The organism is Saccharomonospora azurea NA-128 (assembly GCF_000231055.2).
GTDB lineage: Bacteria > Actinomycetota > Actinomycetes > Mycobacteriales > Pseudonocardiaceae > Saccharomonospora > Saccharomonospora azurea.
The window spans coordinates 2,578,906-2,599,149 of sequence record NZ_CM001466.1 but is presented as its reverse complement, the minus strand read 5'-3'; the positions used below and the strand labels follow the sequence as shown (position 1 = coordinate 2,599,149).

The window sequence follows — 20,244 nt, the reverse complement described above, 5'->3', positions numbered from 1 at the left end:
TCCGTAGGGTTGACCACGTGAGTGAGGGGCAGTCGGGTCACGCGAACTTCGTGTTGCCGCTGTTGCGGCCGGGTATGCGGGTGCTCGCGCTCGGCTGCGTACCTCCCGCCGGTCGGGGTGACGTCCGGCTGATGGCGAGCCTCGGCACGGCGACGCATCCGCTGTGCGTCGTCGGTGTGGACGTCGACGTCGACGACCTGAGCGAGGCCCGCCACGCGAGCCTGCTGTCCGCGGTCTCCACCACCGAGTTCGTCGCGTCGAGCCCCACCGCCCTCGCGCTGCGGTCGGCGTCGTTCGACGTGGTCTACGCCCATGGGGTGCTGGACCGGGTGCGCGAGCCCCGCTGCGTGCTGGCCGAGTGCGCCCGGGTGCTGCGGCCCGGAGGTCTGCTCGCGCTGTCGACGCCCGACTGGAGCCGGACGAGGGTCACGCCCCGGACGGCCAACGTCGACGCGGCGCTGCGGGGCTGGACCATGCTGCGCAAGCGCGAGGGGGGCGACCCGGCGGCGGGCCGGCACGTCGAGGACTGGGTGCGGTTCGCGGGCTTCTCCGACATCCGCTCCCGCGCCCGCTTCCACCGCGGCGCGGACTACCGGCAGTTGGGCCGGACCATCGAGAGCGAGCTGGCCGAGGTGCTCCGCGACGCCGGCGAGCACATGGACCCCCAGCTCGCGAGTGCCGCGCGTTCGGCCTGGATGTGGGTGCGCGGAGGGCAGGGCGAGGTGAGTCAGTGCTGGGTGGAGACGGTGGCCGTGCGCTGAGCCGGCAGAGACCGGCCCGGAAACGGAAAGAGCCCCCGCCCGGTGTCCCGGACGGGGGCTCTTCGACGTCGGGGTGGCGGGATTTGAACCCACGACCTCCTCGACCCGAACGAGGCACGCTACCAAGCTGCGCCACACCCCGATGTTCTTCTGGGGGAACCCCAGCGGGTCGACACCTAGTCTAGCGGACGTTGCTGGCGGCTTGACGGCGGGCCGCACTTTCGGCGCTCGGCAGCGCGCGCCCGCGCGGGACCAGCGTCAACAGGGTCGCCTCCGGTGGGCACGCGAACCGAGCGGGCGCGTACGGCGACGTGCCCAGGCCGGCCGAGACGTGCAGCCACATGTCGGCTCCCCAGCGCGAGGCGCCCCGCGCCCGCGACCGGTCGAGCTCGCAGTTCGTGACCAACGCGCCGACACCCGGAAGCCGCAGCTGGCCCCCGTGGGTGTGCCCGGCGAGGACGAGGTCGTAGCCGTCCGCGGCGAACGGGTCCAGCACCCGCGGTTCCGGCGAGTGCGTCACGCCGAGGCGCAGTACCGCGTGCCGATCGGGAGTGCCGGTGATGTCGTTGTAGCGGTCGCGGTGCAGATGCGGGTCGTCGACGCCCGCGGCGAAGACCCGCTGCCCGCCCACGGTGAGCGTGCGCCGCACGTGGGTGAGGTCGAGCCAACCGTGCTCGATGAACGCGGCCCGCAGATCCCGCCACGGCAGGTGGGCGCCGTGGATGCGCTTCTTCTTGCCTTTCGGCATGAGGTAGCGTGCCGGATTCTTCGGTTTCGGTGCGTAGTAGTCGTTGCTGCCGAACACGAACAGCCCGGGCCGGTGCAGCAGTGGTCCGAGCGCGCGCAGCACCGCGGGGACAGCCTGCGGGTGCGCGAGGTTGTCACCGGTGTTGACGACGAGGTCGGGATTGAGCCGGTCGAGCTCGGCCACCCACTGCTGCTTGGACTTCTGGTTCGGCAACATGTGCAGATCGGACACGTGCAGCACCCGGATGGGGCGGGCACCGGTGGCGAGGACGGGCAACTCCGCGGTCCGCAGAGTCCAGTGCCGGCGTTCGATGCCGATGGCGTAACCGAGGGTCGCAGCGGCCAGCGCCGCCGTCCCCGTCACGAGGCGTTTCATCATCATCCTTGAGGCGACGTGTGTTACCGAGAGTACGCGTGGTGACCGGCGATTCGCTGTGCCCCATAAGGGTTGTCACCGGCTCCGCACCACGGTGCCCGCGGAAATTACCTGATCGGGTGACGGGTTTCCGTGAGGTGGCGCCCCGGTTCTCCGCAGCGCGGAACCGGGGCGCCCACCGGTCCACCCGAGCTCACCTGACCTTCAGATACTCCGGATCAGGCTGCGGGAGCGGCTGCACGGGCTCGCCCTCCATGATCGGCTTCATGGCCCGGAACCAGGTCTGGGCGGGCGTCACGCCACCGAACATGTTCCCGTCGGCCGTGGCACGGACGTTGCCGGGCCCGCCGTAGGTCAGACCGCCGTGGGGACGGTCGGGGCGGAAGACCATCGCCGCACCGGCGAGCTGCGGGGTCGCGCCGACGAACGCTGCCGAACCCTGGTACTGCGTGGTCCCGGTCTTACCGATCATCGGCCGGTCCCAGCCCACCGAGGACGCGGCCCTCGCCGCCGTCCCGCCTGGTGCGATGTCCTTGCTCATGCCGACCGCGAGCGTGTTCGCCACGCCCTCGGGGATCACCTGTTCGCACTCCGGTTCCTTGACCGGGAAGTCCTTGCCCGCCCGGTCGTTGACCTCCAGGACGGGCGTCGGGGAGCACCACACCCCGCCGCTCATGATCGTCGCGGCGACGTTCGCCATCTCCAGACCACTGACGGGGCTCGCGCCGAGCGTGAAGAAGCCGCGCCCGTTCGGCGCCAGCTCGTTCGGGCCGAGATATTCCTTCTGCGTCAGGCTGTACTCCGTCTTCTCGTGGTCGGGGTCGGGAGCCCGCCCGTCGGCGAAACGCGTCGCCATCGTCTTGCGCAGTCCGAGCTTCTCGGCCATCTCCACGACCGGGCCCATGCCCGTCCACTCCTCGAGGATCACGAACGTCGTGTTGGGCGACTTGGCCAGCGCGTCCTGCAGCGACATCGAGGAGTCCGGGTTGTCGCTGGCGTTCTGCACGCAGTACGAACGGATGCCCGAAGGGCGGGTCGGACAGTGCTCGCCACCCCAGTTGAACACCGGCGACACGTGGAAGTTCGGCACCGGAACGGTGTCGTGGATGCCGACCTTCTTCTGCTCCAGCGCCGCCGCGGCCGTGAAGATCTTGAAACTGGAGCCCGCGCCGAGCACGTTGATGACCTCGTAGGGCAGGCCGTAGACGGTCTGGCCCGCGTCGGCGTCGGTCCCGTAGTCCTTGTTGGCCACGAGCGCGATCACCTCGTGCCGGTCCTTGCCGGGCTTCACCAGCGACAGCGTGTTGGCGACGTTCGGCTCCTCCTTGCGGACTTCTTTCTCCGCGGCCTCCTTCGCCTTCAGCGTGGCCTCGCGGTCCATCGTCGTGCGGATGACGTAGCCGCCCGTGTAGAGGTCGTCCTTGTCCATGCCGAGGTCCTCCACCAGGTGGTCCTCGACGTACTGGCAGAAGAAGCCGAACTCCGGGTCCGCGCTGATGCAGGTGGACGCGGGCTTGTCCGGACCACCGGGCACCACGCCCAACGGCTGCTGCTTGATCTCCTCGGCGTCGGCCGGGTCGAGCTTGCGGTTCTCGACCATCTTGTCGAGCACGAAGTTGCGCCGTTCCTTGGCCTTCTCCGGGTTGTTCCACGGGTCGAGCACGGCGGGGTTGTTGACCATGGCGGCGAGCAGTGCGGCCTCGTGCACCTTCAGCTTGTCCGCCGTGGTGCCGAAGTAGGCCTGCGCGGCGGCGCCGACACCGTAGATCTGGCGGGAGAACTCGACGACGTTGAGGTACCCGGTGAGGATCTCGTCCTTGGTCATCTTCGTCTCGAGCTGAATGGCGACGCGCGCCTCTTTCAACTTCCGGGCGATCGACACTTCCTGCGCCTTTTGCTGCCCGAGTTCGTCACCCCGATAGGTGACATTGATCAAATAGTTTTTGACGTACTGCTGCGTCAGCGTGGAGGCACCTTGTGTGTCACCGCCGGACGAGTTGCTGATCGCGGCCCGAAGCGTCCCTTTCCAGTCCACCCCGTGGTGGTCGTAGAAACGACGGTCCTCCACGGAGACCAGGGCCCATTTCATGGCCTCGGAGATCTGGTCCGACGTGGTCGGAATTCGGTACTGCTTGTACAGCGTCGCGAACGGTTCACCGTCGCGGTCGGTCAGGGTCGTGACCAGGGGTGGTGGCTCGTCGGCGAGCTCGGACGACATCGAATCCACCGTCTCGCTGGCCTGATTGGAGATCACTCCCGCGGCCCCGGCGACGGGGAACATCAGCCCCGCGACAAGGACACCGGCGAGCAGACACAGACCCAGCAGCTTGAACAGACCGCTCCGGATACTCACGCACTAAGGGTACGCACACCGTGGTGTGATCGCGGTGACCCGTTCCCTTGAGCCAGAGGCCGTCTGATAACAAATGACCATGGGGGCTTGGCGGAGGGAACCGGAAGCCCCTACAGTCCGTCAACAAACTCACGGGAACGACGCCTGGGGAGGCTTCGTCGGAGGGACGTGAGTACGAAAAGACCTGCTCGTGGGGGACGCGGTCGCACGCTCCGTCGCCTGCCTGCCGGTCGTAACAGGGTAGGAGCTGGGGGTATGAGGTACGACTTCTCGGACTGGCGCGTCCATGCGTTCTGCAGGGACAGCGATCCGGATGGCCTGTTCGTGCGGGGAGCCGAACAGAACCGGGCCAAGCTGGTCTGCATGGGTTGTCCGGTCCGCACCGAATGTCTGGCGGAGGCGCTGGACAACCGTATCGACTTCGGCGTCTGGGGCGGCATGACCGAGCGCGAGCGCCGCGCGCTGCTTCGCCGCAGGCCGGAGGTGGCGAGCTGGCGTGACCTGCTCGAATCGGCCAAGCGGGAGTACGAGCCCGCCGCGCAGCGCGTGTCCTGACGCCCGACGCGGTGCGGGATCACGCGGGCGCTGTCACGCACCGGCCAGGCGGTTGCCCACGTCGCGCAGCCCGGTGAGGTCGTGGACGTCGCTGGGCAGCGCGGGCACCGTGGTCACCGCGACGTGGGGATGCGCCTTCGTGAAACGGGCGAGCAGGCGCTCCTCGCGTTGCGACATCTCGACGCGGTCGGCGTGCAGCCGTAGCACCGCTGCCGCCAGCGAGGCGTCCGTGCCGTCACCCTCGCCGCCCCGGCGCTCCAACGCCTCGGCCGCGGCGAGGGCGTCGATGGCGGAGAGGTCCGCGAGCACGGGATGGGTGCGGTTGGCGACCAGCCCGGCCAGCGGCATCGACTCGGTCGACAGCCGCTCCACGAAGTAGCTGGCCTCGCGGAGCGCGTCGGGCTCGGGTGCGGCGACGACCACGAACGCCGTCCCCTTCGACCGCAGCAGCTCGGCGGTCTTGGTGGCGCGTTCCCGGAATCCGCCGAAGGTCGAGTCGAACGCCTGCATGAACGCCGACGCGTCGGCGAGCAGCTGTCCACCGAGGATGGTGGACACGGCCTTGGCGAACATCGAGAAGCCGGCGCTGACGACCTTGCGCAGGCCCCAGCTCCCGGCCCGCGCGGGCGTGGTCAGCAGCCGGATCATCCGGCCGTCGAGCGCGGCGGACAACCGGTTCGGGGCGTCGAGGAAGTCCAGCGCCGACCGGCTCGGCGGGGTGTCGACGACGATGAGGTCCCATTCCTCCGTGGCCGCCAGCTGGCCGAGTTTCTCCATCGCCATGTACTCCTGTGTGCCGGAGAAGGACGTGGAGATCGTCTGGTAGAAGGGGTTGGCGAGGAGCTGCTCGGCGCGTTCGGGGCCCGCGTGCCTGCGCACCATGTCGTCGAAGGTGCGGCGCATGTCGAGCATCATGGCCCAGAGCTCGCCCTTGGGCTCGAACCCCGCGACCGTGACCTTCCTCGGCTGGTTGCCGAGTTCGCGCAGGCCCAGAGCCTGGGCGAGCCTGCGGGCGGGGTCGATGGTCAGGACCACGGTCTGCCTGCCCCGCTCGGCGGCGCGCAGCGCGAGTGCCGCCGCGGTGGTGGTCTTGCCGACGCCACCGGACCCGCAGCACACGACCACGCGGGTCTCGGGGTCGTCGAGCAACCTGTCGATGTCGAGCTGGTCGGTCACAGGCGTACTCCCTGGTCCACCAGTGCGTCGGCGATTTCGTACAGCCCCGCGACGTCCACCCCGCCTCGGAGGTCGGGAAGCCGCAGCGTGGGCAGGTCGGCCTCGGCGAGCTGCTCGGAGGAGCGCGCCTCGGCGGCGATCCCGATGGCGTGTTCGACGGTCTCGGTGACCAGCGCCTCGACCGTGGAGTCGGGCAGGTCGAGCCCGGCCGAGCGGAGCCCGGCGCGGACGTCGTTCTCGTCGACCTGCCCGTCGGCGGCGGGGGTCAGCGACGGCGCGGGCAGCCGGGGCGGCCGGACCCGGTTCACGAGCACCGCGCCGGGGCGAAGGTCCGCGCCGTCGAGCTCGGCCACCGCGTCGAGGGTCTCCCGCACGGGCATCTCCTCCAGCAGGGTGACGAGGTGGACGGCCGTCTCGCCGGAGTGCAGCAGGCGCACGACGCCCTCGGCCTGCCCGCGGATCGGGCCGGTCTTCGCGACGTCGGTGAGCGCCCTGGTGACGTCGAGGAACTTCACGACCCGGCCGGTGGGCGGGGCGTCGACGACGACGGCGTCGTAGACGTGCCTGCCGTCGGAGTCGGTGCGGCCGACGCACTCCTTGATCTTTCCGGTGAGCAGCACGTCACGGAGTCCCGGGGCCAGCGTGGTGGCGAACTCGATGGCGCCCATCCGGCGCAGCGTCCGGCCGGCGAAGCCGAGGTTGTAGAACATCTCGAAGTACTCGAGCAACGCCGCCTCGACGTCGATGTGCAGGGCCCGGACCTCGCCACCGCCCGGTGCGGACGCGATGCGCTGTTCCGCGTACGGCAACGGCTCGGTGTCGAAGACCTGGGCGAAGCCCTGCCTGCCCTCGACCTCGACGAGCAGGACGCGACGGCCGCCCCGCGCGAGCGCGAGGCCGAGCGAGGCCGCGAGCGTCGTCTTGCCGGTTCCGCCTTTCCCGGTGACGAAGTGCAGTCGGGTCCGAGCGAGTTCGTCGGTCCAGCCTGGCAGGGAAGTCACAATCCGAAGCGTATCCGGAAATGGTGGGCGTCCGGTCAGCTCGCGAGTGCGAGGACGCTCACGATGAGCGCCGTCGCACCGGCCAGAGCCCAGGTCACGGGGCCGGGCAGCGTGGTGAGGGTGAGAACGGCGGCGACCGCGAGCGCGGTGAGACCCACCAGACCGGTGACGGCGACGGTCGTGCCGCGCCCCGTCTTCTCCCGCGCGCGGGCCATGACGAGCAGTGTTCCGATCAGCCCCGACACGCCGAGCAACGCCGTCGCGAGGATGCGCCATGCTTCCACGGGATCAGACCGTAGTGGCTAGGGTGTTCGACCATGAGTACCACGAAGTGGGAGTACGCCACGGTGCCCCTGTTGATCCACGCCACCAAGCAGATCCTCGATCAGTGGGGCGAGGACGGCTGGGAGCTGGTCACGGTGTTGCCGAACCCGAGCGGTGAACAGCACGTCGCCTACCTCAAGCGGCCGAAGGACTGAGGGGTCGAACGCATGCAGTGGAGCGCGAGGCTCGCGGAGCTCGGTATCGAACTGCCCGACGTCGCGGCTCCGGTCGCGGCCTACGTCCCCGCAGTGCGGACGGGCTCGCACGTTTACACGTCGGGGCAGCTCCCGTTCGTGGGTGGTGAGCTCGCGGCCACCGGCAAGGTCGGGGCCGAGGTCAGCCCGGAGGAGGCGAAGCAGTACGCGCGCACGGCCGCGTTGAACGGCCTCGCCGCCGTCCACGCTCTCGTGGGCATCGACTCGGTGGTGCGCGTGGTGAAGGTCGTGGGCTACGTCGCGTCGAGCGAGGGCTTCGGCGGTCAGCCCGCCGTGATCAACGGCGCGTCGGAGCTGCTGGGCGAGGTGTTCGGCGAGGCGGGCGCGCACGCCAGGGCGGCGGTCGGCGTCGCCGAGTTGCCGTTGGGTGCGCCGGTCGAGGTCGAGCTCATCGTGGAGGTCGCGTGATGGATCCGGACATCGAGAACTCCTGTCACGAACTGCTCCTGCGGCTGGCGGGCAGGCTGCCCGACCGGTTGCTCTGGCGGTTCCGCGACTGGCTCGGCGAAGGCGCGATGGGCACGCTGGCCAGGACGCTGCCCAAGACTTTGCTGAAGCACAGGATTGATTTGGACCAATCGGAGTATCGCCTGTTGGTCGCCGGTCTCATTCCGCACGGTGCGGACTGGCACGAGGTCAGTTCGACACTGGGGGTGGACGCCTCGTCCGAGAACCGGTACACATTCACCACGGGAGCACCCGATTGGGTGAACACCGTCGATTCGGTGTCCGTGGTGGTGCACGCAACGTTGCGGGGACGTCCTGATGTGGGCGAGGTCCGGGAGAGCTGGCGACACGACGGGGGGTCCGCCGAGGACGAGGCCAAGCGAGTCCTGCTGGTCACCGCCGTGGCCGGTCTGCCTCGCCTCACCGGCGAACTCCAGCGCGTCCTCCGCGTGCTGGGTGACGAGGCGCCCAGCGTCGAGGTTCTGCCGACGCAGGTCGAGTTGCCCGCCTACCACGAGGCGGCGCTCGCGAACTCCCGGTTCGTGTGCGTCGGCGCTGTGGACGCCGGTCACCACAGGCTTGTACCCGCATAGCGCTCGCGTCGCAGCGGGCTGGAGGGAGTTGGGGGATGGTGGACGAAGGTCTGCCCAAGGACGGCTTCGCCGTTCCGCTGCGTCTGCACAACGTCCTGCTGGCGTTGGCCGGGCGGCTCGACGACAGCGCGTTGTCCGAGGCACGTGAGCTGGTCGCCCGTTCGCATCTGGACGACGCCGCGGAGCTCGCCGTCGGCGCGCTGATCGCGGGCCGGATCATGGTGCGGCCGGGTGAGCAGCGGGAGCTCGCTCTCGTACTGGAGATGAGCCGGTCGGACGCGGCGTTGGCCGACCAGCTCACCGTCGGCGATTCGGTGCCGGGCTACACCCACCGGTTCAGCCGGGACAACGATCCCGACGCCGGTATCGCGGAGGCCCTCGACCGCACGCTGCAGGTGCTGCCGGACGTGCGGTCGGTGCACGCCGTGTGGCGGAACACGCCGGCGGGCAGTGTTCCCGGTCCGCTGCCCCAGCGGGTGGTGTTGATCGAGATCGGTCCCGAGGCGCATCCGCCCGCCGTCGCGTTCCGGGTCGCGGACGCACTGCGGCGCAGTGGCATCCGCGCCGTCGTGGAGGTCACGGGTCCGAGCGCCGAACGCACCGAGTACCACGAGGCGGCACTCGCCACGGCGACGCCGGTGTGGCTGGCCTCCAGCCAGGCCACCAGTGAGGGGAGCGGCTCGAAGTCCCGGTCGCGCTCGCCGCGCAAGACCACCGCGGGAACGGCTCGTGCCCGGGCCGAGGAACCGCGGCCCGCCGCCCACGCCGCCGTGGCGGCGCCGGAACAGCCCCACACGCCCGAGCCGCAGTCCGGGCAGCACGCCTGGATCGAGCCTGAGCCCGGTCCGGTCGAGATCCCGCAGGCACGGGCGGGCGGTTCGCGTTCGGTCGTGGAGGTCGAACCGGAGCGCGTGGCGGTCACGCCGGACGAGGCGCCCGTGGTCGAGGCCGCCGAGCCGGTGGCCCCCGTCGCCGCGGACGTGCCCGAGGTCGTCCCGGCGGCCGCGTCCGAGCCCGCGTCCGAGCCGGCCGCGCGGCCGGAGACGGCGGAGCAGGTCGAGGAGGCGCCGACGCCACCGACGCCACCGACGCCACCGACGCCACCGGCGACACCGGAGCGCCAGAAGCCGTCGTTCTCCGCCGACGAGCTGGCCGAGCTGGAGAACCGCGTGGCCGAGACCACCGAGATGAGCGCCGAGGAGGTCGCGCAGCTGCGTGCCGCGATCGCCGAGGACTCCGAGCGTGGTCGGGAGATCGCGGGTCTCGCGTCGAGCATGGTCGACCTTCCCGAGCTGAACCTCGACGACCCGCAGCTGTCCGACCGCGACCGGCAGCTGCTGCGGGAGCTGCACGCCGAGCTCGCCGAGCGGGAACGGGCCGAGGCGGCTCGGAGCAACAACGGAGCCGAACGACCCTGAGCGGGACCTTCGCCGGTTGATCGGCGGTATCGTGCGGCCGTGACTCACTTCCCGAACCTGGGCGGGGCGGACGCGGATCGCTTCTCGGTCCCCGCGAGTGTCGTGCCGCCGATGTCGAAGAAGACGCCGTCGGATCCGGTGCCCGCGAAGGACTCGGCGACGGTCGTCCTGGTGCGTGATGCCGCCGACGGCTCCGGTGTCGAGGTGTTCCTGCAACGGCGAGTCAAGACCATGGCGTTCGCGTCGGGCATGACCGTGTTCCCCGGCGGTGGCGTGGACGAGCGGGACGCCGACGCGTCCGTGGGCTGGGTGGGCCCCGCGCCCGCGCAGTGGGCCCGCTGGTTCTCGTGTCCGGAGCCGTTGGCGAGGGCGTTGGTGTGTGCCGTCGTGCGGGAGGCCTTCGAGGAGTCCGGCGTGCTGCTCGCGGGCACGCCGTCCGACGTCGTCGCCGACACGAGTGTCTATGCCGACGCCCGCGCCGCGCTGACGTCGGGAACGCTGTCGCTGGCGGAGTTCCTCGCCGACGCGGGTCTCGTGGTGCGCGCGGACCTGTTGCGGCCGTGGGCGAACTGGGTCACGCCCGAGGAGGAGCCGCGCCGGTACGACGCGCGCTTCTTCGTCGCGGCACTGCCGCAGGGCCAGGTCGCCGACGGCGCGACGTCGGAGGCCGAGTCGACGTGTTGGCAGCGGCCTGCCGACGCCATCGCCGATGCGGAAGCAGGCCGCGCGGCGCTCATGCCGCCGACGTGGCACACGCTCGACGAGATCGGTCGGTTCGGCTCCACGACCGAGGTCCTCGCCTGCGAGCGCTCGATCCGGCGCATCATGCCGAGGTTGGTGCGGGACGGCGAGCGTGTGGTGGTGGAACTGTGACCGGCCATCCCGCGTACGGCGTGCTCCGCCAGGTCTCGCCCCTGGCGACGGTGCTGCTGCAGAACAACCCGTCGACGATGACGCTCGACGGCACCAACACGTGGATCCTCCAGGCGCCCGGCGCGTCCGGCCGGGTGGTGGTCGATCCGGGACACGCGCTCGACGACCACGTGGACACCCTGGCGAGCCTGCCGGACGTCGAGCTCGTGCTGCTGACCCACTGGCATCCCGACCACACCGAGGCCGCCGACGTGGTCGCGGAGCGACTCGGCGCGCCGGTGCGGGCGTTCGATCCGCAGCTGTGCCGCGGGGCCGGTCCGATCGGGCACGGCGAGGTGCTGCGGGCGGCGGGGCTGGCGCTGGAGGTCCTGCACACCCCGGGGCACACGGACGACTCCGTGGTGCTCCGCCTCGACCACGGCGAGCGGACACACGTGCTGACCGGTGACACGGTGCTCGGCCGAGGCACCACCGTGCTCACCGACCTCGGCGCGTACCTCGAGTCGTTGCGCACGCTGCGGGCTCTGCCCGAGGGCGCGCTGGGTCTGCCGGGGCACGGTCCCGAGCTGGCCGATCTCGCGCACACCGCAGGCGAGTACCTGCGCCACCGCGAACAGCGGCTCGACCAGGTGCGTCAGGCCCTGCGGCGGCTGGGCGAGGACGCCACCCCGCGGCAGGTGGTGGAGCTCGTGTACGCCGATGTCGACCCCGCGTTGTGGGCACCGGCGGAGGAGAGTGTGCGTGCGCAGCTGGAGTATCTGCGCACGCACGGCTGACGACGGTTCACGCGAATGCGGTGTCGGGTTGCTCGGTCTCCGGGGCGACCGGACGCACCGTCGCGCGACGTAGCCAGACGAGTCCGGCGACGGCCGCCGCACACCCCGCGGCCACGAGGAACGCGAGCGGCGGGCCGCTGCGCTCCACGAGGTAACCACTGGCCGACTGCCCGATCGCCAGGCCGAGGGTGATGGACGTGAGTACCCAGCCGAACGCCTCGGCGGCCGTGTTCTTCGGCGCCACGAGCTCGATGGTCATCGAGTGGGTCGTCGACTGCGGCGTGATGAGGGCGCCCGCGGCGAGCATCGCCACGCCCAGCCCCCACAGCGTCGAGGGCCACGCCAGCAGGGCGACACTCGCCGCGAACAGGGCCAGCAGCACGGGCAGCCGCAGACCGAGCGGCCTCGGCCACGGGCGCAGGCTGAACAGGACACCGAACGCCACGGAGCTCACCGACCACACCGACAACAGGACGCCGCCCAGGGCGGTGTTGCCCGCGGCGGTGGCGGCGGCCGGAACGGCGACCTCGACGAAACCGATGACGAGGCCGAAGCCGAGGGCGGCCAGGGCGAGCGTGCGCATGCCGGGGCTGGCGAACGCGCCCAGCAGCGGGGCGCCGCGTCGAGGGCTCGGGGGCCACGCGCGCACCGAGGGGCTGAGCGCGAACATCACGGCGCCGACCACCATGCACGCCGAGCCGAGCACCATTCCGGTGCCGGGCCAGGGTGCCGCCACGAGTGCTCCGGCGAGGCCCGGCCCGAGGATGAAGAAGACCTCCATGCTGATGGCCTCGTACGAGTACGCGGCGGTGAGCGCGGGGCCGGGTGAGAGCAGCCTGCCCCACAGGGCGCGGGACGCCGAACCGCACGCGGGTTCGAACAGCCCGATGGCGAACGCGAGCGCCACGAGCACGGCGGTGGCGGCCTGACTCTCGATGGCGGTCACGAGCGCGGCGACCGACACGGCGAACAGCAGCGACACGACGACGAGCGGCCGGGTCGGGCCGAGTCGGTCGATGAGCCTGCCCTGCACCACCGAACCCACGGCGACGCCCAGCAGGGTGCTGGCCGACACCAGCCCGGCCACCGCGTAGGTGCCGGTCTCGTGCTGCACGTAGAGCAGCTCGGAAATGCCGATCATCGCGATCGGGAGCCGAGCCAGCAACGAGGCGACGAGGGGGCGACGGGCGGCCCGCGTGGTCAGGGCGACCCGGTAGTCGGCGAGGGTCGTGCGACCGGACTCAGCAGAGTGGGACACACGTACCAGTATGGCTAGGATGGTACGGGGGTACCACTCCGGGGCTCGAAAATCTTGAGAGAATCGACGCGAAAGGGGTGTAAGACGCACCCTGTCGGGGTAAGTAGATATCGGATCGATAACGGTGCCGGTCACTCCGGCATCAAATCGCCACCCCAGGCGTCTTTGAGGGTGAAAGAACTTGAACCCACGGGGTGGGGCCATGGGACCCTATCGGGGAAGGCTCCGTCGCTGCACCATCGAAGACAGCAGCAGCCTCAAGGTTTCACGTCGATGGACGTCCGTCGGGGAATGCGGCGGACGTCGACAACTACAGACTCCCTCCGGGTTTCGGGTCGGGGCCTACAACCGGAGGGCGGGGAGCGCGGTCTGTCGGGGGATGGCCCGCGCATAACGGACAAGGGGCCGGATCAGTGCCACGTCGGGGGTGGCGCCCGGCCCCTTGTTCCGTCTTCAGCTTCCGAGGACTCGTCGTCCGGGAGTCGCGCGGTCGTGCCGCGCAGGTCAGCGAGCCCTTCGGGCCAGCCGCTCCGGGTCGAGGATGAGCACGCTCTTGCCTTCCAGGCGAAGCCAGCCGCGGTGAGCGAAGTCGGCGAGCGCCTTGTTGACGGTCTCGCGCGACGCACCCACGTACTGGGCGATCTCCTCCTGGGTGAGGTCGTGCGTGACGCGCAGCAGCCCGGCTTCCTGGCTGCCGAACCGCTGGGCGAGCTGCAGCAGCGCCCTGGCGACACGTCCTGGGACGTCGGTGAAGATCAGTTCCGCGACCATGTTGTTGGTGCGGCGAAGCCTGCGGGCCACGACCCGGAGCAGCTGCTCGGCGATCTCCGGCCTCGTGGAGATCCACTGCCGCAGCGCCGGCCGGTCCATCGTGACCGCGCTCACCTCGGTGACCGTCGTCGCGGTCGACGTGCGAGGGCCCGGGTCGAAGATCGACAGCTCGCCGAACATGTCCGACGGGCCCATGATCTGGAACAGGTTCTCGCGACCGTCGGCCGACTTGCGGCCGATCTTCACCTTGCCCGACTTGATGATGTAGAGCTTGTCCCCCGGCTCACCCTCGTTGAAGATCACGTGGCCACGGGGAAATTCCACTGTCTCCAGAGTCTGCGCGAGCGCCTCGGCCGCAGCCGGTTCCACACCCTGGAAGATGCCCGCGCGGGCCAGGGTCTCGTCCACCTCGTGCCTCCTTTGGGTAGCGGCTACCGCCTCCGCGCGCGGAAACGGTGCCGCCGATCACTACATGCAGTGTAGGGCGTGCCCCCGAGATCGCTCCGCGCTCGGGCCGTCGAAAGGCATTTGGCTACCCGCGAGTACAGGGAATGTGAACTGACCGCGTTCGCCCGAATACTCGCTGTTGAACGGCTTGGCGGAGTATCTCGTCCGACCGAACAGCCTAACTCCGGAGGCTACGCTGCTTCCCCTTGGCTGCCTTACCAGCAAGCCTACGCAGCCGGAAAAGTTCCAGCGCGCGGCCGATCCCGTGGCCGTAGAGCGCCCTGACCTCGTCGGGCCGGGCCTGCTCCAGGAACTCCTCGACGTCCTCCCCGCGCACGGACACGTGACGCAGTCGGTGCTCGACCCGTTCCATCCCGAGCGCGAAGAGCATCACCACGACCGGCACCGCGATCACGAACCAGACGGTCATATCACTCCTGATCCCTAATTTATCCGGGCTCGGTCGCCAGGTCACCGCTGGTGACCCGACGTCAGCGAAGGAGGTGGCTTCCTGACCCGACGGCGCACGTAGGCTAGCGGGGTGTCGTCAACCGTCGGTCACGCCCCCCGCAGGGGGCGCGCAGTCGCTGAGCAGAGCCGGTTGTCGTTGGTGAGACGTGCACGGCGTATGAAGCGTTGCCTCGATGTGGTGTACCCAAACGCTCACTGTGAGCTCGACTTCTCGACGCCGCTGGAGCTGCTGGTGGCGGTCATCCTGTCCGCGCAGTGCACGGACGAGCGCGTGAACGCCGTCACGCCCGCGTTGTTCGCGCGTTATCCGACGGCGGCCGACTACGCGGGTGCCGACCGCGCCGAGCTGGAGGAACTGATCAGGCCCACCGGGTTCTTCCGCAACAAGGCGACGTCGCTGATGGGGCTCGGGGCGGCCCTCGTGGATCGGCACGATGGCGAGGTGCCGGGCACGCTCGACGAGCTGGTGAAGCTGCCGGGTGTGGGGCGCAAGACGGCCAACGTGGTGCTCGGTGAGGCCTTCGATGTGCCGGGAATCACCGTCGACACCCACTTCGGCCGCCTGGTGCGGCGGTGGGGCTGGACCGACAGCGAGGACCCGGTGAAGGTCGAACACGAGGTCGGCTCCCTGTTCCCCCGCAAGGAGTGGACCATGCTGTCGCACCGCGTGATCTTCCACGGGCGTCGCGTCTGTCATGCGCGCAAGCCCGCCTGTGGTGCGTGCCCGCTGGCCAAGGACTGTCCGTCCTACGGGGCCGGGCCGACCGAGTTCGACGTCGCGGCGAAGCTCGTGAAGGGAGCCGAGCGCGACCACATCCTCGAGCTGGTGGCCGGCTCTTGACGACCGCGACGAAGTGGGCTTTGGCGGTGGGCGCCCTCGCCCTCGCGCTGATCGTCGCTCTGCTGCCCCGGGCGCAGAACCAGCCCACGGAGCCCGGTACCGACCTCGGACCGGCCCGGGAGCGGGCCGCGCTCGCGGCGTGCGTCCCCGAAGGCGGCGCGGACGCCGAGGATTCCCGCGCTGCTTCCGGGGCGTGGGCGGAGGTGGAGACCCTGTGCCTCGGCGACGGATCACGGGTCGCGCTGGCCGACGCGCTGGGGGAGGGGCCGACGCTGGTCAACGTCTGGGCCACCTGGTGTGAACCCTGCCGGGAGGAGCTTCCGCTGCTCGCCGAGTACGCCCAGCGCCCGGACGCCGCCCGCGTCGTGACGGTGCAGGTGCAGAGCTCGCCGGAGGACGGACTCGGGTTGCTGACCGAACTCGGGGTGCGGCTTCCCGCGCTCCACGACGGCGAGGGAGCCAGGGGCCCGGTCCGGGAAGCGCTGCGCGTGCCCACCGGGTTGCCCGCCTCCTACGTGGTCGAGGGCGGAGAGGCCCGCCTGGTGACGAACCCCCGGCTGTTCACGTCGGTGGAGGAGATCGTCGACGCCGTCGACTCTGCGGAAGGCGCACGATGACCGGACCACTGGTGCCGCCCCACGAGACACCGGAGTTCCTGCAACCGCTGGTCAAGGCCAGCGAGGCGGCCGACCCGGCCACGTTCACCCGGGTCACGGGCCCGCCTTCCGCGGCGGCGCGGCCCGCGTCCGTACTGATGTTGTTCGGTGAGACGGCCGAGGCCGGGCCGGACGTGTTGTTGCTGCGCAGGGCCGACACCCTCGGCTCGCACGCCGGTCAGGTGGCGTTCCCGGGAGGCGGCGCCGACGACGGCGAGGACGCGGTCACCACGGCCCTGCGGGAGGCGGAGGAGGAGACCGGGGTCGCGCCCGCCGGTGTCCGGCCGCTCGCGGTGTTCCCCGAGCTCTACGTGCCCGTGTCGCGGTTCGTGGTCACCCCTGTCCTCGCGCACTGGCACCGGCCCTCGCCCGTGCGGCCCGTCGACCCGGCGGAGACGGCCGCGGTGGCCCGGGTGCCGCTCGCGGAGCTCGCCGATCCCGCGAACCGGTTCCAGGTCGAGAAGCGAGGCTGGCGGGGCCCGGCGTTCTCGGTGCGGGGTCTCTTCGTCTGGGGTTTCACGGGCGGTCTGCTCTCGGTACTCCTCGATCTGGGTGGCTGGGCCACGGAGTGGGACCGTCACAACGTGCGCGACCTTGACGTAGCGTTGGCCGAACACGAAGGACGTGCGGTGGCCCCGCCGGGTCGGGCGAAGGAGTGACGGTGAACTGGGTCGACGTGCTGGTGATCGTGCTGGCTCTGCTCGCGGCGATCTCCGGTGCACGTCAGGGTTCGCTCGTCGCCCTCCCCGCTTTCGCCGGCGTCATCGTCGGCGCGGTGCTCGGCATCCGGCTCGCGCCCTACGTCGTCGAGGTGTTCGACAACCCCGCCGCCAGGGTGGCCATCGCCGTCGGAACGGTCGTGTTCCTCGTCGCGCTCGGGGAGACCGTCGGCGTCTACGTCGGCCACAAGCTCAAACGCCGGATCTCCTCTCCCAAACTGGCGGGGGTCGACAACGCACTGGGCGCGATCGTCCAGGGCGCCGTGGTGTTCGTGGTGGCCTGGCTCATCGCGCTGCCGTTGACGAGTGTCGCCGCCCTGCCCGGGCTCACCAAGGCGATCAACGAGTCGTCGGTGCTCGGCGGCGTCAACGAGGTGATGCCCGAGGCGGCGCGGGGCCTGCCCGGCGAGCTGCGTCAGCTGCTCGACGAATCGGGTTTCCCGTCGATCCTGGCGCCGTTCCAGGAAGCCCCCGTGCGGGAGATCGAGCCGCCGGACCCCGAGCTGCAGAACAGCGCCGTGGTCCAGGGGGTGCGCAGCAGCGTGTTGAAGGTGCGCGGCACCGCGCAGAGCTGTTCGCGCTCGCTCGAAGGCACCGGATTCGTCGTCGACGACGAACGGGTGATGACCAACGCGCACGTCGTCGCGGGCACCAACGCGGTCTCGGTGGAGACGGCGCAGGGGCCGCTGGTCGCCGAGGTCGTGCACTACGACCCCGGTACGGACCTCGCGGTGCTCGCCGTCCCCGGGCTGTCCGCCGCCCCGCTCGCCCTCGCGGACGAGCCCGCCGACGCGGGGGACGACACGATCGCCCTCGGCTACCCGTTGGATGGTCCGTACACGGCGACGCCGACACGCATCCGTGAGCGGATCACCCTGCGTGGACCGAACATCTACGACTCGGCCACCGTCCAGCGGGACGTCTACACCGTTCGTGGTGAGGTGCGCAGCGGCAACTCGGGCGGGCCGTTGATCGACCCGAACGGGCAGGTCGTCGGGGTCGTGTTCGGCGCCTCCGTGGAGGATCCGGACACGGGATTCGTCCTCACTGCCGACGAGGTCCGGGACGAGATCCAGCGCGCCCGCGCCTACACGTCCGGAGCGTCGACGGGGCCGTGCACAGGCTGATCAGGCGTTCTGGAGGAAGTCGGTGAGCAGCTTCGTCGTCTGTTCCGGCGCCTCCAGGTGCGGGAAGTGGCCGACACCCCGCAACCACTCCACCCGGGAGCCCGGACCCCGCCACGGGGCCGAGTCCCGCGCCGTTTCCGGCAGCACACACGGGTCGGCGTCGCCGTGAAGTTGCAGCACCGGCATGCTCACGCGGTCGGCGACCGCTTCGGCGAAGCGACGTCCATCGCCGCGGAACTGCGACCGGAACGCCCACCGGTAGTACTCCAGCGCGCTGTGGGCGACGCCGGGCACCTGCATGGCGTGCCGGAACCGGCGGGCCACCTCGGCGAACTCCGGCTGCGCCGGCCACGCGCCGCCGGACCACGAGCGCAGCAGCCGTTCGATCTCGGCGGAGTCGTCCGCCACGAGTCTGCGTTCGGGCACCATCGGCACCTGGAAACGCAGTAGATGGTTCATGGCTCCGGCCTGGCCGCGCCGCCGCCACCACGTCCGCCGGACCGCCGACCGCAGCGCGAGGGGATGCGCCCCGCCGACCACGCTGACCGACGCGACCACGCGAGGGTGCAGCGCCGCGACCGACCACGCGAGCAGGCCGCCCCAGGCGTGCCCGACGAGGTGTGCACGACGTTCGCCGAGCGCGCGAACGAGCCCCGCGACGTCGCCGGCCAGCGTCCAGCCGTCGTAGCCGCGGGGCGGTTTGTCGGAGTCCCCGTAACCACGCAGGTCCACCGCGACGACCCGGTAGCCCGCGTCCGCGAGAGCCCGCAGCTGGTGATGCCAGGCCCACCAGAACTCACCGAAGCCGTGCAACAGGAGCACGGCGGGTCCGGCGCCGAGTTCCGCGACGTGCAGCCGGATGCCGTTGGCGGACACGTCACGATGCGTCCAGGGCCCCGCGTGGCGCACTGTCGAGGGATCGGGAGCGGACACGGTGTGGACCAGCGAGGTCAGCGAGCCGGGGTGGAGCCGACGGTGTCCTCAGTGGTGGGCACACGTCGGTGCCGCAGCACGTCCGCGGTGTCCTTCAGGCTGTCGATCGAACGCTGCGGCTTGCGCACCCGCTTCCACTTCCGGTAACCGGCGAACGCCGCGAGACCGGCCGTCACCAGCATCAGCAGGAACACGATGCCGAACGACGCCCACCGCGGCAGCCACTCCGAGAGCAGTTCGCCGAGGAAGAAAAAGAAGAAGAACGAGCTGTACAGGGCGACGACGCCGGCCACGATGAAGAACAGGCTGCCCTTGAAGGCCTTCTTCGCCTCGCCGACGGCCTCGGACTTGATCAGCTCGACCTCGGCTCTGACCAGCGTGGACACGTGCTGGGCCGCGTCCTTCACCAACGAGCCGATGGACGCGTCCTGTGCTGTTGCGTCGTCGGAGGACAGCGGGAGGTAGGGCACCGCAGGGCCGCCACCCGCGCCGTCCCCCGGAAGGTTCTTGGGGCTGCTCACGCGCCTCATCGTGCCACGTGATCAATCTCGGGGCGCGCCGGGCGCGCCGCGAGGGCCTACCCGAGCACGGTGCTGGACACGAAGCCCACGGCGTACGTCACGAGCATCGTGAGCGCGCCGACCCCGACGTTGCGGGCGGCGGCGCGGCCGGGAGAGGCCTGGCCGAGGTGAGCGCTCAGCCAACCGGTGAGGGCCAGTGCGACGACGACCGCGGCGGCCGTGGCGGGAACCCGGGCCGGCGGCGGGAACAGGAGGATGGCGAGCAGTGGCAGCAGCGCGCCCGCCGTGAACGCGATGAAGGACGCCCAAGCGGCCTGCCACGGGCGGGTGAGGCTGTCGGGGTCGATGCCGAGTTCGGCGTCGGCGTGGGCCCGCAGCGGGTCGGTCTCGGTGAGCTCCCGAGCCACGTCGGCGGCCAGCCGGGGGGACAGACCCTTCTGCTCGTACAGCAGGGCCAGTTCCCGTTCCTCTTCCTCGGGCATCGTGCGCAGCTCGTGCTGCTCCAGCTCCAGCAGCGCGCGTTCGGTGTCCCGTTGCGTCGACACCGAGACGTACTCGCCCCCGGCCATCGAGAGTGCACCGGCCACCACGCCGGCGAGTCCGGCGAACAGGATGGCCTGGTGGCTGGTCGTGGCACCGGCGACACCGACGACCAGTCCCGCGGTGGAGACGATGCCGTCGTTGGCTCCCAGCACTCCCGCCCGCAGCCAGTTGAGCTTGCCGCCCACATCGCCCGAGTGCGGCTCGTCGGCGTGGGCGCGCTTCGAGGTCTCGGACACCGCTCCATCACAACGCAGGCCCGTCGCCCCGGCAACGTGACGCGAGGGCGTGGGCGACGTGCTGGTTCGGCACGCCGCCCACGCCCTCGACTCGTCCTACGGACCG

23 protein-coding genes and 1 tRNA gene are annotated in these 20,244 nt (G+C 70.7%); 12 read left to right on the top strand and 12 right to left on the bottom strand.

What is annotated here, in order from left to right; genetic code table 11:
• Positions 1–17 precede the first annotated feature (17 nt).
• The gene (locus SACAZDRAFT_RS11570) at positions 18–761 is read left to right on the top strand and encodes a class I SAM-dependent methyltransferase (protein ID WP_005441795.1); all 744 of its coding nucleotides are present in this window, start codon (positions 18–20) and stop codon (positions 759–761) included.
• Between the two features lie 68 nt (positions 762–829).
• Here SACAZDRAFT_RS11570 and SACAZDRAFT_RS11565 read toward each other — a convergent pair.
• From SACAZDRAFT_RS11565 to SACAZDRAFT_RS11555, 3 genes are all read right to left on the bottom strand, one after another.
• Positions 830–903: transfer RNA gene (locus SACAZDRAFT_RS11565), tRNA-Pro, on the bottom strand.
• A 39-nt stretch (positions 904–942) separates the two neighbouring features.
• Positions 943–1,884 carry a metallophosphoesterase gene (locus SACAZDRAFT_RS11560; RefSeq protein WP_005441794.1) on the bottom strand — a complete coding sequence of 314 codons (942 nt, stop codon included), beginning with the start codon at positions 1,882–1,884 and terminating at the stop codon, positions 943–945.
• 193 nt (positions 1,885–2,077) lie between these two features.
• Positions 2,078–4,237, bottom strand: coding sequence for a transglycosylase domain-containing protein (locus tag SACAZDRAFT_RS11555; protein WP_005441792.1), 2,160 nt, complete (start codon positions 4,235–4,237; stop codon positions 2,078–2,080).
• A 255-nt stretch (positions 4,238–4,492) separates the two neighbouring features.
• Here SACAZDRAFT_RS11555 and SACAZDRAFT_RS11550 point away from each other — a divergent pair, with 255 nt between their 5' ends.
• Positions 4,493–4,792, top strand: a complete 300-nt coding sequence (locus SACAZDRAFT_RS11550; protein WP_005441790.1) for a WhiB family transcriptional regulator — start codon at positions 4,493–4,495, stop codon at positions 4,790–4,792.
• Between the two features lie 33 nt (positions 4,793–4,825).
• Here SACAZDRAFT_RS11550 and SACAZDRAFT_RS11545 read toward each other — a convergent pair whose 3' ends face one another.
• From SACAZDRAFT_RS11545 to SACAZDRAFT_RS11535, 3 genes are read right to left on the bottom strand one after another with little or no spacing between them, the layout of a single operon-like run.
• Positions 4,826–5,968, bottom strand: a complete 1,143-nt coding sequence (locus SACAZDRAFT_RS11545; RefSeq protein WP_005441789.1) for an ArsA family ATPase — start codon at positions 5,966–5,968, stop codon at positions 4,826–4,828.
• On the bottom strand, positions 5,965–6,972 hold the full coding sequence (locus SACAZDRAFT_RS11540; protein ID WP_198283942.1) for an ArsA-related P-loop ATPase: 1,008 nt from the start codon (positions 6,970–6,972) through the stop codon (positions 5,965–5,967). Before SACAZDRAFT_RS11540 ends, SACAZDRAFT_RS11545 begins: the two co-directional genes overlap by 4 nt.
• A gap of 32 nt (positions 6,973–7,004) precedes the next feature.
• Positions 7,005–7,253 carry a hypothetical protein gene (locus SACAZDRAFT_RS11535; protein WP_005441785.1) on the bottom strand — a complete coding sequence of 83 codons (249 nt, stop codon included), beginning with the start codon at positions 7,251–7,253 and terminating at the stop codon, positions 7,005–7,007.
• A gap of 33 nt (positions 7,254–7,286) precedes the next feature.
• Between SACAZDRAFT_RS11535 and SACAZDRAFT_RS22755 the strand changes: the two genes are divergently transcribed.
• From SACAZDRAFT_RS22755 to SACAZDRAFT_RS11510, 6 genes are read left to right on the top strand one after another with little or no spacing between them, the layout of a single operon-like run.
• Positions 7,287–7,448 carry a DUF4177 domain-containing protein gene (locus SACAZDRAFT_RS22755; protein WP_005441783.1) on the top strand — a complete coding sequence of 54 codons (162 nt, stop codon included), beginning with the start codon at positions 7,287–7,289 and terminating at the stop codon, positions 7,446–7,448.
• Positions 7,449–7,460: 12 nt separating this feature from the next.
• Positions 7,461–7,916 carry a RidA family protein gene (locus SACAZDRAFT_RS11530; RefSeq protein ID WP_005441781.1) on the top strand — a complete coding sequence of 152 codons (456 nt, stop codon included), beginning with the start codon at positions 7,461–7,463 and terminating at the stop codon, positions 7,914–7,916.
• Complete coding sequence (locus SACAZDRAFT_RS11525; protein ID WP_005441780.1) at positions 7,916–8,548, top strand: hypothetical protein; 633 nt, start codon at positions 7,916–7,918, stop codon at positions 8,546–8,548. The genes SACAZDRAFT_RS11530 and SACAZDRAFT_RS11525 overlap by 1 nt, the downstream gene beginning before the upstream one ends.
• Positions 8,549–8,583: 35 nt before the next feature.
• Positions 8,584–9,966, top strand: a complete 1,383-nt coding sequence (locus SACAZDRAFT_RS11520; protein WP_005441774.1) for a hypothetical protein — start codon at positions 8,584–8,586, stop codon at positions 9,964–9,966.
• A gap of 39 nt (positions 9,967–10,005) precedes the next feature.
• Positions 10,006–10,839, top strand: coding sequence for an NUDIX hydrolase (locus tag SACAZDRAFT_RS11515; protein ID WP_005441772.1), 834 nt, complete (start codon positions 10,006–10,008; stop codon positions 10,837–10,839).
• On the top strand, positions 10,836–11,615 hold the full coding sequence (locus tag SACAZDRAFT_RS11510; protein ID WP_005441768.1) for an MBL fold metallo-hydrolase: 780 nt from the start codon (positions 10,836–10,838) through the stop codon (positions 11,613–11,615). The genes SACAZDRAFT_RS11515 and SACAZDRAFT_RS11510 overlap by 4 nt, the downstream gene beginning before the upstream one ends.
• Before the next feature lie 7 nt (positions 11,616–11,622).
• On the opposite strand, the gene SACAZDRAFT_RS11505 is transcribed toward SACAZDRAFT_RS11510, so the two are convergent.
• From SACAZDRAFT_RS11505 to SACAZDRAFT_RS11495, 3 genes are all read right to left on the bottom strand, one after another.
• Positions 11,623–12,873 (bottom strand): MFS transporter, encoded by a 1,251-nt coding sequence (locus tag SACAZDRAFT_RS11505; RefSeq protein WP_005441766.1) that lies wholly within the window; start codon positions 12,871–12,873, stop codon positions 11,623–11,625.
• A 504-nt stretch (positions 12,874–13,377) separates the two neighbouring features.
• Complete coding sequence (locus tag SACAZDRAFT_RS11500; protein WP_005441764.1) at positions 13,378–14,052, bottom strand: Crp/Fnr family transcriptional regulator; 675 nt, start codon at positions 14,050–14,052, stop codon at positions 13,378–13,380.
• A 217-nt stretch (positions 14,053–14,269) separates the two neighbouring features.
• Positions 14,270–14,521 (bottom strand): hypothetical protein, encoded by a 252-nt coding sequence (locus tag SACAZDRAFT_RS11495; protein WP_005441763.1) that lies wholly within the window; start codon positions 14,519–14,521, stop codon positions 14,270–14,272.
• Between the two features lie 111 nt (positions 14,522–14,632).
• On the opposite strand from SACAZDRAFT_RS11495, the gene nth reads away from it, so the two are divergent.
• Genes nth through SACAZDRAFT_RS11475 form a run of 4 tightly spaced genes read left to right on the top strand, consistent with a single transcriptional unit; the run spans position 14,633 to position 17,905 of the window.
• Positions 14,633–15,403 (top strand): endonuclease III, encoded by a 771-nt coding sequence (nth, locus tag SACAZDRAFT_RS11490; protein ID WP_198283868.1) that lies wholly within the window; start codon positions 14,633–14,635, stop codon positions 15,401–15,403.
• The gene (locus SACAZDRAFT_RS11485; protein ID WP_005441761.1) at positions 15,400–16,020 is read left to right on the top strand and encodes a TlpA family protein disulfide reductase; all 621 of its coding nucleotides are present in this window, start codon (positions 15,400–15,402) and stop codon (positions 16,018–16,020) included. The genes nth and SACAZDRAFT_RS11485 overlap by 4 nt, the downstream gene beginning before the upstream one ends.
• The gene (locus SACAZDRAFT_RS11480; RefSeq protein ID WP_005441760.1) at positions 16,017–16,718 is read left to right on the top strand and encodes an NUDIX hydrolase; all 702 of its coding nucleotides are present in this window, start codon (positions 16,017–16,019) and stop codon (positions 16,716–16,718) included. Before SACAZDRAFT_RS11485 ends, SACAZDRAFT_RS11480 begins: the two co-directional genes overlap by 4 nt.
• Before the next feature lie 2 nt (positions 16,719–16,720).
• Complete coding sequence (locus SACAZDRAFT_RS11475) at positions 16,721–17,905, top strand: MarP family serine protease (protein ID WP_005441759.1); 1,185 nt, start codon at positions 16,721–16,723, stop codon at positions 17,903–17,905.
• Here SACAZDRAFT_RS11475 and SACAZDRAFT_RS11470 read toward each other — a convergent pair whose 3' ends face one another.
• The 3 genes from SACAZDRAFT_RS11470 to SACAZDRAFT_RS11460 are packed head-to-tail and all read right to left on the bottom strand — an operon-like array spanning position 17,906 to position 20,138.
• Positions 17,906–18,838 (bottom strand): alpha/beta fold hydrolase, encoded by a 933-nt coding sequence (locus SACAZDRAFT_RS11470; protein WP_005441758.1) that lies wholly within the window; start codon positions 18,836–18,838, stop codon positions 17,906–17,908.
• 17 nt (positions 18,839–18,855) lie between these two features.
• Positions 18,856–19,368 (bottom strand): phage holin family protein, encoded by a 513-nt coding sequence (locus SACAZDRAFT_RS11465; protein ID WP_005441757.1) that lies wholly within the window; start codon positions 19,366–19,368, stop codon positions 18,856–18,858.
• 47 nt (positions 19,369–19,415) lie between these two features.
• Positions 19,416–20,138 (bottom strand): VIT1/CCC1 transporter family protein, encoded by a 723-nt coding sequence (locus tag SACAZDRAFT_RS11460; RefSeq protein WP_005441756.1) that lies wholly within the window; start codon positions 20,136–20,138, stop codon positions 19,416–19,418.
• Between the last annotated feature and the right edge of the window lie 106 nt (positions 20,139–20,244).